The 17,386-nt window shown below is 42.5% G+C and carries 16 protein-coding genes and 1 tRNA gene; 10 read left to right on the forward strand and 7 right to left on the reverse strand.

Going from position 1 to position 17,386, the window contains the following annotated elements; translation table 11 throughout:
• Positions 1 to 13: 13 nt before the first annotated feature.
• Entirely contained in the window at positions 14 to 2,746 is a 2,733-nt protein-coding gene (locus JO943_RS10175; protein WP_202740708.1) for a TonB-dependent receptor plug domain-containing protein, read from the reverse strand.
• Between the two features lie 351 nt (positions 2,747 to 3,097).
• Here JO943_RS10175 and trpD point away from each other — a divergent pair, with 351 nt between their 5' ends.
• The 6 genes from trpD to JO943_RS10205 all read left to right on the forward strand — a co-directional run bounded on the left by trpD (position 3,098) and on the right by JO943_RS10205 (position 7,327).
• A complete protein-coding gene (gene trpD, locus JO943_RS10180) occupies positions 3,098 to 4,147 on the forward strand; it encodes an anthranilate phosphoribosyltransferase (protein WP_009511060.1) in 1,050 nt (349 codons plus the stop codon).
• A 9-nt stretch (positions 4,148 to 4,156) separates the two neighbouring features.
• Complete coding sequence (gene trpC, locus JO943_RS10185; RefSeq protein ID WP_202740709.1) at positions 4,157 to 4,963, forward strand: indole-3-glycerol phosphate synthase TrpC; 807 nt, start codon at positions 4,157 to 4,159, stop codon at positions 4,961 to 4,963.
• Between the two features lie 114 nt (positions 4,964 to 5,077).
• Entirely contained in the window at positions 5,078 to 5,431 is a 354-nt protein-coding gene (locus JO943_RS10190; RefSeq protein WP_202740710.1) for a hypothetical protein, read from the forward strand.
• Between the two features lie 192 nt (positions 5,432 to 5,623).
• Positions 5,624 to 6,310, forward strand: a complete 687-nt coding sequence (locus JO943_RS10195) for a Smr/MutS family protein (protein WP_005287961.1) — start codon at positions 5,624 to 5,626, stop codon at positions 6,308 to 6,310.
• Positions 6,311 to 6,401: 91 nt separating this feature from the next.
• Complete coding sequence (folE, locus tag JO943_RS10200; RefSeq protein ID WP_171062185.1) at positions 6,402 to 6,950, forward strand: GTP cyclohydrolase I FolE; 549 nt, start codon at positions 6,402 to 6,404, stop codon at positions 6,948 to 6,950.
• A gap of 14 nt (positions 6,951 to 6,964) precedes the next feature.
• Positions 6,965 to 7,327 (forward strand): cupin domain-containing protein, encoded by a 363-nt coding sequence (locus JO943_RS10205; RefSeq protein ID WP_202740711.1) that lies wholly within the window; start codon positions 6,965 to 6,967, stop codon positions 7,325 to 7,327.
• Here the strand turns inward: JO943_RS10205 and JO943_RS10210 are convergent.
• From JO943_RS10210 to hemE, 5 genes are all read right to left on the reverse strand, one after another.
• Positions 7,306 to 8,166 (reverse strand): PoNe immunity protein domain-containing protein, encoded by an 861-nt coding sequence (locus JO943_RS10210; RefSeq protein ID WP_202740712.1) that lies wholly within the window; start codon positions 8,164 to 8,166, stop codon positions 7,306 to 7,308. The two genes, JO943_RS10205 and JO943_RS10210, sit on opposite strands and share 22 nt — an antisense overlap.
• Before the next feature lie 2 nt (positions 8,167 to 8,168).
• On the reverse strand, positions 8,169 to 10,049 hold the full coding sequence (locus JO943_RS10215; RefSeq protein ID WP_199950071.1) for a DUF4105 domain-containing protein: 1,881 nt from the start codon (positions 10,047 to 10,049) through the stop codon (positions 8,169 to 8,171).
• Positions 10,050 to 10,130: 81 nt separating this feature from the next.
• Positions 10,131 to 10,601, reverse strand: coding sequence for a DUF3015 family protein (locus JO943_RS10220; RefSeq protein ID WP_005231668.1), 471 nt, complete (start codon positions 10,599 to 10,601; stop codon positions 10,131 to 10,133).
• Between the two features lie 168 nt (positions 10,602 to 10,769).
• The gene (locus JO943_RS10225; protein ID WP_005287971.1) at positions 10,770 to 11,564 is read right to left on the reverse strand and encodes a DUF817 family protein; all 795 of its coding nucleotides are present in this window, start codon (positions 11,562 to 11,564) and stop codon (positions 10,770 to 10,772) included.
• A 43-nt stretch (positions 11,565 to 11,607) separates the two neighbouring features.
• Positions 11,608 to 12,681, reverse strand: a complete 1,074-nt coding sequence (gene hemE, locus JO943_RS10230) for a uroporphyrinogen decarboxylase (RefSeq protein ID WP_009510911.1) — start codon at positions 12,679 to 12,681, stop codon at positions 11,608 to 11,610.
• 197 nt (positions 12,682 to 12,878) lie between these two features.
• Between hemE and JO943_RS10235 the strand changes: the two genes are divergently transcribed.
• Positions 12,879 to 14,081, forward strand: coding sequence for a L,D-transpeptidase family protein (locus JO943_RS10235; RefSeq protein ID WP_202740713.1), 1,203 nt, complete (start codon positions 12,879 to 12,881; stop codon positions 14,079 to 14,081).
• 57 nt (positions 14,082 to 14,138) lie between these two features.
• On the opposite strand, the gene JO943_RS10240 is transcribed toward JO943_RS10235, so the two are convergent.
• A complete protein-coding gene (locus JO943_RS10240) occupies positions 14,139 to 15,410 on the reverse strand; it encodes a GGDEF domain-containing protein (protein ID WP_202740714.1) in 1,272 nt (423 codons plus the stop codon).
• A 162-nt stretch (positions 15,411 to 15,572) separates the two neighbouring features.
• Between JO943_RS10240 and pyrC the strand changes: the two genes are divergently transcribed.
• The 3 genes from pyrC (at position 15,573) to JO943_RS10255 (ending at position 17,352) form a co-directional block, all read left to right on the forward strand.
• Positions 15,573 to 16,607: a dihydroorotase gene (gene pyrC, locus JO943_RS10245; protein WP_199950068.1), complete on the forward strand. Its 1,035-nt coding sequence runs from the start codon at positions 15,573 to 15,575 to the stop codon at positions 16,605 to 16,607.
• Positions 16,592 to 17,257 (forward strand): ribonuclease T, encoded by a 666-nt coding sequence (gene rnt, locus JO943_RS10250; protein ID WP_202740715.1) that lies wholly within the window; start codon positions 16,592 to 16,594, stop codon positions 17,255 to 17,257. Before pyrC ends, rnt begins: the two co-directional genes overlap by 16 nt.
• Before the next feature lie 19 nt (positions 17,258 to 17,276).
• Positions 17,277 to 17,352 (forward strand) — tRNA-Glu (locus JO943_RS10255).
• The last annotated feature ends 34 nt before the right edge of the window (positions 17,353 to 17,386 follow it).

Below are 17,386 nucleotides of genomic sequence, written 5' to 3' on the forward strand. Positions count from 1 at the left end.
CCGTACATCGTTGTTAGAATTTGTAGTTAAACTCCAGCCAGGCCTGACGGCCGAATGGTGAATAAGATCCTACTGGATAATATGGCCAGCCGCCTGTGTCATCGTGTTTCACTTTGTCAAACAGGTTATTCACAATGATTGATGCAGAGGCTTGAGATGAGATTTGATAGCTTCCACTCCAGTTCACTAGATAAGTCGGGCTTAGATAAGCCGTTTGATCGCCGTTTGGAATCTTGCCATAACGGTTGACGAGCACCGTTGATGACCAGTCACCACGACTCCAGCCCAGACTGGTGTTAAAACGGTCGCGCCAATCTGGAATGGTCAAATCTTTTAAATAGTTATCTTTCTCGCCATCTTTGGACTGTTGATATTCACGTTCAAGCACACGGCTATAATTCACGGTCCATAAGAAGTTACCCAGACGGTCTGTTTTCCAGCGCCATTTACTGGTGAAATCAATCCCGCGGGTATGATCTGAAGCCGCATTGATCGGAACAATATTGATATTGTTGATCACATTTGGATCAACCACGGCATTTGCAGGGTTGCGCTCAACTCGTGCTAATGCATCGATACATGACGCAGAATTGATATCTTGCGTCCCTAAACGACACGCAGCTTCTTGACGTAGAATTTTATCTGGGCTGAGATTAGTCACCAGATTATCAATTTTGATATCCCAGTAGTCGACAGAGAGGTCAAATTTATTACTTGGTGACCAGACGAAACCTGCCCCATAAGATTTACCCTCTTCAGGTTTTAAATCTTTATTGCCTGTTAAGGTGTAATTGGCACCCGGCGAATAATCTTTAAAACTACATTTGTCTAAAGGCTGGCCTGTTTGACTGCAACGTAAATAATCGGTGGTACTTGGAAAATATCCCTTCTGTTTATTTAAAAACAGATAATTCATATCTGGGGCGCGAAAACTGGTCGCGTAGTTACCGCGAACCAATAAGGTTGGATGGGGCCTAAATTCTAGTCCCGAACCGAAAGTGAACTTATCAATACTATTATCTGACAAGGCATAGCGGTCGTAACGTCCAGATAAGGTTAAATTTAATGGCTTGGCTAAAGGTAAGAACAACTCTGCACCCAAGGCTTGACGGGTACGTGCCCCACCATATTCACCACTGGAGGTCGCATTATAAAATTCACCGTTTTCCAGCGCTTTATCCGGTTTAATGGAAAAACCTTGACGACCAATTTCTGCCACTGCCGCAAGCTTGGCAGTTCCGGCAGGTAATTCAAACACGTCGCCATTTGCACTCAGGGTTAAACTTTGTGCCCATGACTTATCATTTTCCTCAGTCGTGCCTGAAATAGCTCTAAATTCACTGGCACTTAGTGGTCGACTGATACGATCTAAATGAGGTGAATATATCGGAATGCCATCGGCATTTGTCCCCAATTGCCGGCCTAAGAAATATTCATCAACATTTGAACGGACCAGACCTTGTTTGCGTAATTGACTGGTATAAATCGAGCCATTATAGGCTGCTTCATAGCTCCAACTGCTGTCCCCAATATCGCCACGGATACCAAAGTTTAAATTGGAGGAAAGTTCTTTCCATTTTTTATTGGCTTGCTCAACGCCACCGAGTTCTTCTGGCGCAAAACGTCGCGTCCAGATTTCATAATTTCCTGTGTCTTGATTGAGGAAATAGCCACTCCTTGCACCTAAAGAAGTCCATGTCGGACCACGGGTATTATTTTCAATTTGATTAGCGCCAATCAACACATCTGCGAATAACTGGGTTTTCTCATTCAGCTCATAATCTAAACCGAGATAACCATTCTGGCTGCGATTCTTGGTCTGTACTGTCCAGTAGGTCGGTCGGGCCAGACCACTGGCACAGTTATCGGCTCCCGCTTTTCCGATATTTTTTACTGAACCTTTAAATAGTCCATCAAATGCGTCACACCCACCAATAGAAAGATACTGGCCAGTGTTGGCATTTTTACGCCCGACGATCGTGTCTGGCTTTTCTCCCCGGCGGGTTCGGCTGGTCATAAAGTCCCGGTCTGCTGCCCAGATCGGTTCACGTCCACTCAGCTCAAGTCCGTACACCAGATTGAGCTTATCCAGTGTTTTACTGCCACTCAGTTGTAGGCGTAGGTTCTCCCCACCTTCTTTGGTCCCACCTGCCTTGATATTGAATTGTGTGCCATCGGTTTTCTTTTTCAGGATGATATTCACGACTCCCGCAATCGCATCTGATCCATAAATCGCGGAAGCACCACCATTTAAGATCTCAATCCGGTCAATGATTGCCGTGGGAATATTGGCTAAATTGACAAAATTGACCGCACCGTCATAGGGTACAGGATAGTCAGCAACACGATGCCCGTTAATCAAGGTTAAGGTATGGTTCGGTCCTAATCCACGTAAACTGATCGCATTGGCTGCTGGCGTAAAGGTATTGCCATAGTCAGCCCCTTGTACAAAGCCGGTATTTTGGGTCAGGTTATTTAATGCGTCGAAGGCATTGCTATAGCCGTGTTTTTCAATATCGGCCGCGGTAATCACCGTCACACTGGTCGGACCATCTTTTTGAGCTTTGGAAATACGTGATCCTGTAACTGCAACACGTACCACTTTATCCGACGTGGTCTGGGTTTGTGGTTTTTCTACATTGGTCTCAGCATAGCTTTCTAATGGATGAAGGCATGCAAAAAAGACAAAAACAAAACAACCTTTGTTTTTCACGGCCCCAAGATATTTCAAGTAATTTAGATACATATTTATGGATGCATAAAATGAAGACCGACCTAATATATCCACTTTTATTTAGTTGATTTATACTCATTTTTTCTAGTGATATGTAGGATTAAGATATACCAAATGGTTAATTCCTTATCATAAAAACTCAGAATAAATTAAAGCCTTTTTCCATAAAAAACTGGAGTGAACGCAACATACCGGATTGGCAAACCAGCAAATTTTTTAAAACTCTGATCGAACAACAAAAATCTTTGTTTATTTTCTGATAACATAGCTCACAACTTGTGAATCATGGATCACAAAAAGCCAATCCACCCAGACAACTGACCTCACTCAAAATTTCAATCATTAATGCTATAACTCATGACTATGAATATCCAACAGGCGCTGAACCACATTACCAAAAACATTCATCTGACCCAGTCTCAAATGGAAGATGTCATGCGTAGCATCATGCAAGGCGAAGCAACTGAAGCCCAGATTGGTGCGCTGATGATGGGCCTGCGCATGAAAGGTGAAAGTATCGATGAAATGACGGCGGCTGCACGGATCATGCGTGAATTTGCCATCAAGATCGATGTCAGTGACCTGCCTCATCTGGTAGATATCGTAGGTACGGGGGGTGACGGTCAAAACCTGTTTAACGTTTCAACCGCTTCAAGTTTCGTGATTGCGGCCGCTGGGGCTACCATTGCCAAACATGGTAACCGTGGTGTGTCGAGTAAATCAGGTTCTTCAGACCTGCTCGAACAGGCCGGTATCCATCTTGACCTGGACATGCAACAAACCGAACGCTGTATCCGTGAAATCGGTGTAGGTTTCCTGTTTGCACCGAATCATCACAAAGCCATGAAATATGCCGCTGCACCCCGTCGTGAATTGGGGATCCGCAGTATTTTCAACTTGCTTGGACCATTGACCAATCCAGCGGGTGTCAACCGCTTTGTAATTGGCGTCTTCTCCGATGAATTATGTCGCCCGATTGCCGAAGTCTTAAAACAGCTGGGTGCAGTGCATGTCTTGGTGGTGCACTCTAAAGATGGTCTGGATGAAATCAGTCTGGCTGCACCAACCACTGTTGCTGAACTGAAAGATGGTGAAGTGACCGAATGGACACTCAATCCTGATGATGTCGGTATTCCTTCTCAAACCTTGTCAGGTTTAGTGGTCAACAGTTCAGAAGAAAGCTTAAAGCTGATTAAAGATGCATTAAGCCGAGACAAATCAGAGATTGGTGAAAAAGCAGCAAATATGATTGCATTGAATGCAGGTGCAGGAATTTACGTGGCAGGGATTACCAAAACCTATAAACAAGCGGTTGAGCTGGCTCAGGATATTCTTTATGGCGGACAAGCGCTCGAAAAAATGAGTATCTTGGCTGAATTTACCAAAACATTGAAACAATATCAGGCAGACTAAGGACTTCTCATGATCGATATTCAAAATACCATTTTAGGTAAAATTGTTGACCGCAAACATGAGGAGCTGGCAGCACGTTTAAAACAACGTAGCTTGCATGATGTTGAACAATGGGCAAAACAGGCAAGCCCTGTGCGTGGTTTTGCCAAGGCCTTGCAACATAAACGTCCGGCTGTGATTGCTGAAATTAAAAAAGCATCGCCATCTAAAGGTGTGATTCGGGCGGATTTTAATCCGGCAGAAATTGCCCAGCAGTATGAACAAGCGGGTGCTGCTTGCCTGTCTGTATTAACGGATGTGGATTTCTTTCAGGGCGCCGATGAAAATATTGCCATTGCCCGTCAGCATTGTGCCCTGCCAGCTTTACGTAAAGACTTCTTGATTGATCCTTATAACGTGGTTGAAGCACGTGCTTTACAAGCCGATTGTATTTTATTGATCGTTGCCTGCCTATCTGATCAACAGCTGGAAGAAATGTCGAAAACGGCATTTGAGCAACAGCTGGATGTGTTGGTTGAAGTACATGATGAATATGAATTAGAACGTGCTTTAAAGCTGTCTGAGCAATGTATTTTGGGTGTCAACAACCGCAATCTTAAAACCTTTGATGTAGATTTAAATACCTCATTGCGTTTAAAGCAATTATTGCCTGCTTCTCGTATCTTGGTTACTGAAAGTGGCATCGCTACACCTGCAGATGTAGACATGATGCAAGCCAATGATATTCATACTTTCCTGGTCGGTGAAAGCTTTATGAAACAGCCTCGACCAGATCAGGCGTTTAATGAATTATTTGGACAACCTGAACAGGTTTAAAAATAAACCGAAATGAAAAGCCCAATTCTTGATAATTGGGCTTTGATAATTATTTAAAAAATACCATGCCAAAATATGGATTTGAATTGACAATAAAATAAAGAGTTTGAATTTATGTCGAATAAAGAAATTGAATCATTACAAAGAAGCTTATGTAGAAGATATGATACTCCTTATTGCCCAACTTTAGAGGGTACGAAGTTAGGAATAACACTGAATATCAAAGAAAATATAATTCCTATTAATGGCTTAAGACATCCTCCTGAAGACAAGACGAATGGATGGTATAGCTGGGGCGGTGAAGATTTTTCTGATGATCCTAATTTTTTTAAATCTATACATATAGAGCATATTACTGAATGGTGCCCACAAATACAAAAGTTTCTAGCATTACCTCCGGGATGGAGATTCTTAATAGCTAATAATTATGAGGACGTTTGGTTTGATGAGTCATTACTTGACATTTAGTTGTATAAAACTTTTTTCTTAATAATCTAATCTTGAATAATCTTATAATTACAATTAATTGACCATTTTTGAACAGCCATTCACTATTTTAGATTTTCTACAACATTGCATGAATGCAATTCAGTTCAAATTATCTCGGTTTCAGACTATAATTTCACACCTCTCTGGTATCTTGCCTATTGTTCTAAAATTATGAGTAAACATGATTCATCGCTTTCTAAAGATCAGTTTAATTTACTGAAAGCCTTTAAAAAGCAAATCTCTAATCCTCAATCCAGCGCGATTGCGAAGCAAGCCGAATCAAAAAAAGCTCAAGCTGCTGAAGAGCTGGAAGATACAGAACTGTTTAAAAAAGCCCTGCTTGGGGTCAAACCCATCGACAATAACAATATTGCCGATACCAAAGTGACACGTAGCAAAAAAGTTGATGCCCAAACGCTGGCAAAACGTGCTGCGGCAGAAGGTGGTGCTGAGCAAGAGCTGACCGAAATTTCGGATACCCAAGCGATCTTGAATCCGGTTGCAAGTCAAGCTGCTTTAAGCTATCGCATCGCCACCTTACAGCACAAGGTATTTGAAGATTTAAAAGCCGGTAAAATCCGTTGGTTTGAAGCAGTGGATCTACATGGTTGTACTGTTGAACAGGCACGTGCAGCGGTTCTGCAAATCATTCAGATGGCCAAAGATGAAAACCAGAATGTCATCAAGATCGTGCACGGTAAAGGCCCCGAAGCGATTTTAAAAACCTATGTCAACGGCTGGCTGAGACAACACCGTGATGTATTAGCTTTTGTCAGCGCACCTGAAAATCAGGGGGGTACCGGAGCAGTTTTAGTCTTGCTCAAACGTGCTGAAAAGAACCCTAAATTCAAACAGTAATCGGCATTTATATCAAAATTAAGATTTTTAATCGTTTTCTGATACAATTGCCGTTTTTGTTCAACCCACCTAAGTGAACATTGTTATGTCTATGCAGCAATCGTACGCAAATATCTTAACTGCCGTTGGTGAAGACCTGAATCGCCCGGGCTTACAAGATACACCGATGCGTGCGGCGAAAGCTTTTTCTTTTTTGACTTCTGGTTATAGCAAAACGCTTGAAGAAGTTACGAATAGCGCACTCTTCCCTTCCGATAACCATGAAATGGTATTGGTTAAAAATATCGAATTTTATTCGCTTTGCGAACACCATTTACTGCCATTTTATGGCCGTGTGCATATCGCCTATTTACCTGAGGGTCAGGTACTGGGTCTATCAAAATTTGCCCGTATTACTGAAATGTTTGCACGTCGCTTACAAGTTCAGGAAAACTTGACCCAGCAGATTGCCGAAGCCGTTGCTCAGGTCACTCAGGCACGTGGTGTTGCCGTGGTGATTGATTCTGCACATATGTGCATGATGATGCGTGGTGTGGGCAAGCAAGAATCGACTACGCGTACGGTTTCTTTTATTGGTGATTTTAAAACTGATAAAGACACACGTCGTGAATTCTTGAGCGCTGTACCAGAAAGCTATTAATACGAGTTCTGCATATGTCATCCATTCAGCTCGCCGGTTTCGGTCATTTAATACAAAGTGAAGCCAGCATTGATTATCCTCGACCAGATCGTCTGGTTCAGGGTAATCCTGAACGGCTCACCTATGGCCTATATGAACATCCGCATATGGACTGTGGCATCTGGCACTGTGAAGTCGGTGCCTGGAAAATTCAATTTGCTGAAAACAAGCAAGAATTCTTTCAGATCATTGAAGGCATTGTGCGTATCCACGATGCGAAAACCAATTCCTTTATTGAAGTGACTGCGGGAAATGCAGGCATTATTCCACCTGCATTCGCCGGAACATTTGAAGTGGTGGAGGCTGTGAAAAAATACTATGTGATTGTAGAAGTCTGATCAGATATTTTTGAAAATACCTCTGGAAAACTTTGATATTGCGTCATTTCATTCAGGTCGATTTGATAAAGTTTACATAGAATTAAGACCTCAAAGCGCCACTTTCCAAATAATGCAATTTGATGAAAAAACTTCTTTGACCAATATTTGCCTTGTTGCTGGTCCCGTTCGATCTGCTCTACATACTCCCCTATGCTTGAAGCATCTACGCCTGTATTCAGAAGCTGATCGAGCTGTTGAAATGGATAACTGACTGCGTAAGCAGGACTAATTGATTCCACCTCAAGGTAAGGATAACTGATCAGGTCAATTAAACAATCTGAGGGATAACCCAGTAACCCATCAATGATTTTTACTATGTCGGTTTCATCGCCATAACAGATTGCACAGCACAGCAATAACAAGGCATGTGCATAGTCAGTGGTAAGTTGAATTGCAGTGATACCAGTCGAATGTCCCTGCTGTTGAATCAGAGAAAGTAAGTCTACATAGGCCAGCCAGAACGCATAGACAGACTGATAAATATCGCGGATCTGGTCAGCTGTCAGACCAAGGTCATAACCGAGACGAATCAGATAGGTGATCTCGAGACAGAAATTTTTAAAATAGATGTCCAGTTCTAATAATTGATAAATATCTATAGCTGCCGAGGGATAGGAATCAAAGAATAAATACTCATTCTTTTTATATTCAATAATTTGCTCTTTAATACTATTCCAGTGATCTAAACAACCTGGCTGTGGCACTCGCCAGTTTTGTACATCAGAAACCACGCCGTTTAGCACTTCAAGGAGTTGTTGTAATTTTTCAAATTCACTAGCTTGATCAATATGATACATGATTAGAAAAACCGTATATAAGCTAAACCCACTTTATTCCAGTCTTTATGATCCTGCTGTTCAAAATCCCAATTCAAACGCATAGCATGATTGGCATTCAAACTATATTGAAGCTGGGTACCGACTCTTAGATTCCACTGACTTAAATCTTGCCAATAGGGTAATTCTACCTGTACCACACTGTTGATATTGTCCGACCATACATTCATACACCCCACTGTAGGCCCGACACCAACACGCCAGCCTTTATCCAGCGCTTTGCCACCTTGAATATGACTTTGCAGCTGACCATAGCAAATATGTCGACGGTCATAATCAGCCAGACTATAGCCGGCTTGCATATTCAGGTTCATCACGCCATGTTGTTTATCTTCACTAAACTGTCCATTTTCAATGGCTTCCTGTTTCCAGCCTAAATTAAATCCCCAGCTTAAGGGCGATTTAAAAGGTTGAACCGGATTATATGAATTGACCGATAAAAAATCTAAGTGCTCAACTTTAAGCTTGTCATCGCGATACTGCACGCTGCCATCCAGAAACAGTAATTGCGTACCTGTGCGATAGCCTGCTTGTGGATCAATCAAGTCGTGATAGGCCTGACGATGCCCAAGTTCGACAAAGCTCTGGCCTTGTACTTCACCTACATTGACTGAAATATTACGTGCATGATGCCCTTCAACAGGCTGTTTCTGTGGTCGGGTCGGTTCCTGACGTTGTTTATCCACCTGAATCTGACTACGCTCAGCAAGGAGCTGGCGCAGTTGCGGTTGGGCAAAATCAGTATCAACTTTACGGCTAATAAATTGCAGATATAAATCGTCATAGGCCATTTCAAGAATTTTGGCCTGCTCAGACTGACTGTAATTTTTGAGAATTGGCTGTGTCTGTTCAACCTCGGTAAAGGCGACTTTATGTGCAACTTTAGCCAAAGCTGTGCCATGCTGTTTGGCTTGAGCAAGTAACTGGGTTTCCAGTGCAGGTCGATAGACCACCTCTTTAACCAGATTTTGCTGATCAACAACCTTCAAGGTTTCAATCGGAATCGCAGCATAATTAAACTGCTGTTTTAAGTTTAAATTCGGACGTACCAGATCAATCAAGCCAAGCAAACGGTAAGCACAGTTATCGCTGACGAAATAGTAGGGAAAACTGACGTGCTGCATTTCCCAGATATGCTCGACCAGAAAGCGGGTTTCTTCTGGTGTCAGATTGAGTTCATATTCCCACAAGTCACGGCTTTCAAAATCACCATATTCTTTGACTTTACGGTAATACGGCATTAATGAATATTCACCGGGATACTGTCCGGTTAAGCCTTTCCATGCATAGGACCAGTTGTCCTCACCTTTCACCGTTGCCGCATAATTGACTGCGTATGACACCAGATTGAGCTGCTTCTGGTCTTTAGGGTCTAGACGTAGCAAGGTATGCCCGAACATCGAACTGGGATTACCCATAAAATCTGTTGCGTAAATCAGGGTAGCTTTATGCGGTTTAATTTGATTAATCCATTCATCAAATTCCACACAATTTACTTTCGGCAGTTGTTGAGGGTCAATCTGAAGCTGCTGCATTAACCAACGGCTGCGTGCAGGGAATTTACAGCGGATCGACTGATTATCTGCAGCTTGCTGAAATAAGGCTTTGATATCAGCTTGTAATTCGCTATTTAAATTTGTTTTGCCATCTTTGGCATAAAAATAACCAGCATAACTGACTTCACTATTTTGTTTTTGATCGGCATACATCAGACGTTGCCATGTAATGTTTTGATCTAATTGTTTTTGTTGAGCAAGGTCCAAATATTGCTGTAAGTCCGTTTCAATCGAGGCATGTGCAAAATGACACATTAAAGACGCTATCGTAAAAGTTATTAATTTCATTCAGCAGCAAATATTTTAAGTATAAGGAAAATAACGATAACAAAACCCTGCCATCAAGACAGGGTTTTATCATGCAGCAAATTAAACGTATGCTTTTAACACCGCATCTTTTGCCATTACACTTTGTAAAGAGTCTAATACCTGAAGGGTATTTTTGTTTTTGCTTGAGTAGATTTCAGCAAAGTTTGCTTTAGATACTGCAAAGAAACGTGCTTTATCATTGGCTTTGATCTGCATTAATTCAGCAAGTACATTCAGGCTCTCACCTTGACCAACTGACATATCACGCGCTAAAGATTCAGCATTTTCATTGGTAAACGTGACCACCTGAGCAGTCACTGTTCCACCCTGACGGCAACCTAAAGTACCAAATGTGATACCGAGTAACTGGTTAGTAAAGATACCATTAGTGGTAGCCGCAAGAATTTTCGGCACTACACCCTTTTGACCCGCCCAAACCTGTGTACCCACACCACAACCTACATCGTTATCAGCCATTGCTACACTTGAACCAGCGGCCAATAATGCAGCTAATGCAATTTTCTTTAACATAGGAACGATCTCCAGCATAAATTATTTAAATATTTGTTATCACTATTGTGTTGTGTAATTGTTTTACACACAAATTAAAATAACCAGCTTGGCTTGTTTTAGCAAATAAATTTTGAAATATATGTGAAATATTCATAATAAAATTTCAAATAATTGAAGATGGTGCTTTTAATTCAGCTGCCACGTCCCATTTTTATCACGATTACCCAAAATTTTTAACACTAAAACCAGACTGAGTAATAATAATAAATACCAAGACCCTAATTTCCCCCACCCCACCATATGCCATGCATCCACCTGACTTGGATATAGCCAGATTTGATAAAAAGTACTAATATTTTCAGCAATCCAGATCAGGAATGCCAACAGCAGCAGAACCGGTAACATCGGCACTTTAAAACGATGCTGATGGAGCTGGAAATATAGTCGGGTCTTCCAGAAAATCAGCACACTCCAGATAAATAAAGCCACCCGGATATCTGGAATAAAAAACTTGGTCATAAAGTTTAAATACGATAAAACCGCCAGACACAACATTGTGCTAAAACGTGGCAAATCTGCCATTGAAACCTGATATAACCGTAACGAGCGTGCAAAAAAACTGCCCACAGCCGAATACATAAATCCTGCGAAAAGCGGCACAGTCCACAATTTAAATACGGCAGGCTGCGGATATTGCCAGGATGCAATTGCAGGATGGGTCAGAAAGATTTCCATCCCCATGGCCATGATATGAAACAAGGCAATGACCTTGGCTTCTGCCCATGACTCCAGTTTTAAATAGATCAGACAGACCTGAATGAGTAAAGCGTAAAACAGCAAATAGTCATAGCGAAAGAAGCCCCAGTATTCATGACTTCCCATCGGTGCCGTGACTGCAAATGCAATCAGCAGCAATAATCCAAATAAGGCAGCCGAAGCTGCCTTAGTGATAAAACTGAGTGGTAATACAATCAACTGCACGAAACTGATCCTAGCCTGTTTAACTTTAAATATCTGTTCAATATCAGCCTAGATATTTCGCACTGTATTCATGTACGGTATCCACAAAAATCTTCGGACGTGCCGGATCAACCCACTGGGTAATACCATGCCCCAGATTGGCGATATACCCTGTTTTCTCGCCATTGGCATAAGCATCATCCAGCATGGCTTTGACCGATTTCTCAATTGAAGCCGCTGAACCGTAAAGTACCGCCGGATCTAAGTTACCTTGTAAGGCAGCACGTCCTGCAATAACATCACGTGCCGTGTAAAGCGGTGTGGTCCAGTCCAGTCCAAATGCATCTGCACCCGTAGTCAGCATATTTTCCAGCCACTGCCCGCCACCTTTGGTGAAGACAATAATCGGAATACGGCGACCGTCTTTTTCTCGCTGCAGCCCGGCAATGATTTTGCTCATATAGTTCAAGGAAAACTCAACATATTCCCTATGCGCCAGTGCACCGCCCCAGCTGTCAAAAATCTGGATTGCCTGAGCACCGGCATCGATCTGTGCATTGAGATAATCAATCACTGAATCTGCCAGATGATCCAGTAATGCGTGCAAGACTTCTGGCTGCGCATACATCATATTTTTGGTAAAACGGAATTCTTTGCTTGAACCGCCTTCAATCATATAAGTCGCTAAAGTCCAGGGACTGCCAGAAAAACCGATTAACGGCACCTGACCGCCTAAAGCAGAACGAATGGTCGAAACTGCATTCATGACATAAGCCAAATCGGACTTGGCATTGAGTTTAGGCAGATTGGCAACGTCTTGTTCAGTACGTACTGTTTTATGAAACTTTGGACCTTCCCCTGTTTCAAAATATAAGCCTAAACCCAGCGCATCAGGAACCGTTAAAATATCCGAAAATAAAATCGCCGCATCAAGTTCATAACGACGCAATGGCTGTAATGTCACTTCACAAGCAAATTCAGTATTCTTGCATAAAGAAAGGAAATCACCGGCCTGCGCACGTGTTTCCCGATATTCTGGTAAATAACGTCCTGCTTGACGCATCATCCATACGGGCGTGGTGTCTACAGGTTCACGTAATAAAGCTCGTAAAAAACGATCATTTTTCAACGTTGTCATTACCAATCTCTAAATTTTCATATATCGCGCATGATAACAAAGTTAGCCTGGAATTTATAATTTGAATGCCATACAAAATTTCAGGCTTAAAATAAATTTTCGCTTTGACACAAAACTGCTACTGCAAGCGCGCTCATTTTCTGTAATACTTGCAATATCTTATATCTCAATATGAATAATTCATAAGGTTGAATTACATGTTTGTTCGCTCATTACTCGCTATGAGTTTAAGTTGTATTCTTGCTAATGTTGCTTTTGCTGCTCCAACAACTGAGCAACCATTAAATCCCAAAAAAATTGCTGGTTCAGTACAAGATCCGATTGATCCTCTCGCCATTGAGCGCCCTGCTTCAGCTGTTGCAGCTCAACCCGCTTCGAGTGTCGTCGCCCAAGCCGCATCTGAACCTCAGGTGAATACTGGCGCTGCTTCAGCTGTTTCGCAAAAATTAGAAAATACACCGGACTCAAGCACCACGACTGCTGCTCCTGCGGCGAAAGTTTCATGGACCCTGGATAGCATGAATAATGCTGAATGGCCTGAAAGTTTACCTAAAGGCCAGCTTCCAGCCTATGCCCGTGCGCACGTCATGCTCAACAATGCACATGCTTCACCGGGTGCTATTGATGGTTCAAATGGTAAAAATACCTTAAAAGCGATTGCTTCATTCCAGCAAATGAACGGTATTACCCCTACAGGTCAATTAACCAAAGAAACCTGGGATGCGCTGGTTGCCAAGCAAACCAAACCTGCTTATGTAGAATACACGCTGACCGAAGCGGACTTTAAAGGGCCTTATGCGGATTCAATCCCGTCAGATTATGCCTTACAGGCGAAAATGAAAGGCTTGTACTACACCCGTGTGACAGAAATGCTGGGTGAAAAATTCCATATGGACGAGGCTTTCCTGAAGAAGCTAAATCCTACTGCAACCTTTAAAAAACCGGGTGAAAAAATTATTGTGGCCAATGTCCGCAATGACTTGCCTGAAGATATTCATCTGATCGTGGCGCATAAAGGTGCACGTCAACTGTATTTATTCAACAGTAACAACCAGATGATTGCTTCATTTCCTGCAACAATTGGCAGTACTGATACGCCTTCTCCGACAGGTACCTATAAAGTAGTAGGCGTAGCGAAAAACCCTTGGTATAGCTATTCACCATCAAACTTTGTACAAGGTAAAAACCTTAAACCGCTTTCTCTACCACCAGGTCCAAATGCGCCAGTCGGCAATATCTGGATCGGTTTGAGCAAGAAATCGTTTGGTATCCATGGTACGCCTAATCCGTCTTTAATTTCTAAGACTGCATCACATGGCTGTATCCGTTTGACCAACTGGGATGCCAATGATCTGGGTGCCAAAGTACGTTCAGGCGTGACTGTAAAATTCTTGGAATAATTCAGAATTGTTTTAGACAAAAACCGGATATTGCCTTGATATCCGGTTTTTTATGGTCTAAATATTTTCTTCTACGACCGGTAATGGCTGATAGTAAATCTGGTTACGTCCCAATTGCTTGGCACGGTATAACGCTTTATCAGCAGTATGGATCAGCATTTCCTGACTGATTTTTGCATTGCCGTTAAACACCGTAATCCCCAAACTAATAGTGACATAATGGGAAACCATCGATTTTTGATGCGGGATCATTAAGCGGTCAATCGCGCGATAGATATTGGTCGCCACCGCATAGGCCCCTTGAGCTGAGGTTTCAGGAAGCAACACTACAAATTCTTCGCCACCATACCGCGCTACAAAGTCCATATGCCGAATCGAGCCTTTGATCGTTTTGGCAATTTCAGAAATGACCTGATCCCCCATTTGGTGACCATAAAAATCATTATAATTTTTAAAATAATCAATATCGATAAACAGTACCGACAAGGCGGTATGTTCTGTACAGGCCTGCTGATAATAATAAGTGCACATTTCCTCAAAAGTACGGCGGTTTGAAACATTGGTCAGTTCATCATGCTGACTGAGATGTAACAGTTCAGAGGCCTGCAGGCGTAAAATCTGCTCATCAATTTCCGAAATTTTTGACTTGATAAAGATTTTTCTCTCTTTGGAGGTCAGCATCACACTAATTGAAAAACCCAATAATAAGCTGCCAATCAGGGTCCTGCCGATCATGAGAAAATCACAGGGAATATTCAATACATATAGAAATACAACAATGCTCAAGGCTGCAAAAGAACCAATCCACAGCATATGTACCGGTCGAATGCCGCTCAGGATAAAACCTAACATGTACAGGAATGCCACCAGCACCATGGCCTGATTTTGCAAGACCACATTGGAGACACTCATCATTAACAATGAGGTCAATACGATGGTCAGAAAAACAATCACACAAACAGCCGGATAGAATAAGGAACTTAGTTGTTTAAAACGGGACACGGCCCAAAACAGGAACAGCGCAGCGCCGACCACAATCAGGCTGAGGATGCTATAAATAAAATCCAGAACAAAATTTTCACTGTTGCGTATTACAATGAAATTGGTGGGTAAAATCAGCAACACGAAAATCGTATAGGTAATGACACCCTGACCGAAAAATTGAATGGCATTCATCCGGGTCCGGTCGATATTAAAGTTCCAGAATTCATTTTCCAGATTTTGGGGTAAAGTTTGATGGGCATTTTTGGACTGGACATGTTGGGCAACAAGCTGCTCTAGATCTTCTTTTGACCTCCTTAATTGATCAAGATCATATTGCTTATCCATCCCGACGACTCTTTTTATAATGCACTGTTCTTGTGCCGCATAAAAATAACACAATTTCTCATTTTGTCATGTGCTTTGCTTAACCACTTATCCGTAATTGTAGTTACCATTTTCGCGGTTTATGCATTATTATTTGTATTATTTTTAAGTTTGAAGTAGACCTTGAATACTCTTACACTTTTACAACCCGATGATTGGCACGCACACCTGCGTGATGGTTTAGCTTTAAAACGTACTGTCCCTGATTTAGCCAAACAATTTGCCCGCGCAATTTGTATGCCGAATCTTGTTCCACCCGTTAAAACTGTCGAAGAAGCTTTGGCATACCGTGAGCGTATTCTGGCGCATGTACCGGAAGGCCTGGATTTTGATCCACGCATGGTACTTTATTTTACCGATCACACCTCTCCGGATGAAGTTCGTAAAATCAAAGAATCTGAATTCGTCAATGCAATCAAGCTCTATCCTGCCGGTGCAACCACCAACTCGGATAATGGTGTCAGTGATATCCGTAAGGTCTATGGCGTGATTGAACAGCTTGAAGAACATCAGGTTCCTTTATTGCTCCATGGTGAAGTAACCCATAATCACGTCGATATTTTTGATCGTGAAAAAAGATTTCTGGATGAAGTCCTGTCACCGCTGCTCAAGCAATTCCCGCAATTAAAAGTCGTGCTAGAACATATTACAACAAGCGATGCGGCTAATTTTGTGCTTGAACAGGATCGTAATGTTGCTGCAACAATTACCCCGCAACATTTACTGTTTAACCGTAATGACATGTTAGTCGGCGGTGTTAAACCGCATTTCTACTGTTTGCCAATTTTAAAACGTCAAACTCACCAAACCACGTTATTAGAAGTGGCGACCAGCGGTAATCCAAAATTCTTCCTCGGCACAGATAGCGCCCCGCATGCGCAAAATGCCAAAGAGAATGCATGTGGCTGTGCGGGCTGCTATAGCGCACCCAATGCCATTGAGCTATATGCACAGGCATTTGACCAGGTCGGCAAACTGGAACGTCTGGAAGGTTTTGCCAGCATGTTCGGTGCTGATTTCTATGGTTTACCACGTAATACTTCAACTATCACTTTGGTGAAAGAAGAAAATACGGTTGCCGAGTCTTTTGATTATCTTGAAGATCAAAAAATTATTCCACTTCATGCAGGTAAAACGCTGCAATGGAGAAAAGTGTGACACAAGAAGAAAACAAAGCGCCTGTGATTGGTCAGCGTTTTCGTGGATTTTTGCCTGTTGTGGTCGATGTCGAAACAGCAGGTTTTAACTCACAAACCGATGCACTGCTTGAAATCGCGTGTATTCCAATTGTTTACGATGAAAAAGGTCAATTTGTACCGGGCCCATCGTTTCAAGCGCATATCAATCCGTTCGAAGGTGCCAACCTGGATCGTCGCTCGCTGGATTTCATTGGCATTGACCCTTCTAACCCAATGCGTATCGCCATGGCTGAAGATGAACGTACTGCTTTACGCCGTATTTTCAAATCTTTAAATGAAGTCCGCAAAGCACAACATTGTACTCATGCCGTGTTGGTGGGTCATAATGCACACTTCGATTTGGGTTTCCTGCAAGCTGCGATTGCGCGTTCTGGAACGAAGAACCAGAATCCGTTCCATAGCTTTTCAGTCTTTGATACGGTGACGCTAAGCGCGGTGATGTTCGGACAAACCGTGTTGGCACGTGCCTGTATTCAGGCTGGAATCGAGTTTGATGGCAAAGAAGCGCACTCTGCGTTATACGATACCCAGAAAACTGCTGAACTGTTTTGCTATATTTTGAACAAACTGTCTCCTCACCTTCTTGACACTTTGGTGACAGAGCCCTAATATACACCCACCTCAAGAAGTCCCTATCGTCTAGAGGCCTAGGACATCGCCCTTTCACGGCGGTAACCGGGGTTCGAATCCCCGTAGGGACGCCAAATTTGAAAAAGCCACTGCATCTTAAGACAGTGG

The sequence above is a fragment of the Acinetobacter sp. 'aerobic (ED)' genome, assembly GCF_904886855.1.
Classification (GTDB): Bacteria; Pseudomonadota; Gammaproteobacteria; order Pseudomonadales; family Moraxellaceae; genus Acinetobacter; species Acinetobacter courvalinii.

Excerpts from the sequence above, each read along its gene's own strand:
- JO943_RS10175 (WP_202740708.1), bottom strand. The coding sequence starts at position 2,746 with ATGTATCTAAATTACTTGAAATATCTTGGGGCCGTGAAAAACAAAGGT.
- trpD (WP_009511060.1), top strand. The coding sequence starts at position 3,098 with ATGAATATCCAACAGGCGCTGAACCACATTACCAAAAACATTCATCTG.
- trpC (WP_202740709.1), top strand. The coding sequence starts at position 4,157 with ATGATCGATATTCAAAATACCATTTTAGGTAAAATTGTTGACCGCAAA.
- JO943_RS10190 (WP_202740710.1), top strand. The coding sequence starts at position 5,078 with ATGTCGAATAAAGAAATTGAATCATTACAAAGAAGCTTATGTAGAAGA.
- JO943_RS10195 (WP_005287961.1), top strand. The coding sequence starts at position 5,624 with ATGAGTAAACATGATTCATCGCTTTCTAAAGATCAGTTTAATTTACTG.
- folE (WP_171062185.1), top strand. The coding sequence starts at position 6,402 with ATGCAGCAATCGTACGCAAATATCTTAACTGCCGTTGGTGAAGACCTG.
- JO943_RS10205 (WP_202740711.1), top strand. The coding sequence starts at position 6,965 with ATGTCATCCATTCAGCTCGCCGGTTTCGGTCATTTAATACAAAGTGAA.
- JO943_RS10210 (WP_202740712.1), bottom strand. The coding sequence starts at position 8,166 with ATGTATCATATTGATCAAGCTAGTGAATTTGAAAAATTACAACAACTC.
- JO943_RS10215 (WP_199950071.1), bottom strand. The coding sequence starts at position 10,049 with ATGAAATTAATAACTTTTACGATAGCGTCTTTAATGTGTCATTTTGCA.
- JO943_RS10220 (WP_005231668.1), bottom strand. The coding sequence starts at position 10,601 with ATGTTAAAGAAAATTGCATTAGCTGCATTATTGGCCGCTGGTTCAAGT.
- hemE (WP_009510911.1), bottom strand. The coding sequence starts at position 12,681 with ATGACAACGTTGAAAAATGATCGTTTTTTACGAGCTTTATTACGTGAA.
- JO943_RS10235 (WP_202740713.1), top strand. The coding sequence starts at position 12,879 with ATGTTTGTTCGCTCATTACTCGCTATGAGTTTAAGTTGTATTCTTGCT.
- JO943_RS10240 (WP_202740714.1), bottom strand. The coding sequence starts at position 15,410 with ATGGATAAGCAATATGATCTTGATCAATTAAGGAGGTCAAAAGAAGAT.
- rnt (WP_202740715.1), top strand. The coding sequence starts at position 16,592 with ATGGAGAAAAGTGTGACACAAGAAGAAAACAAAGCGCCTGTGATTGGT.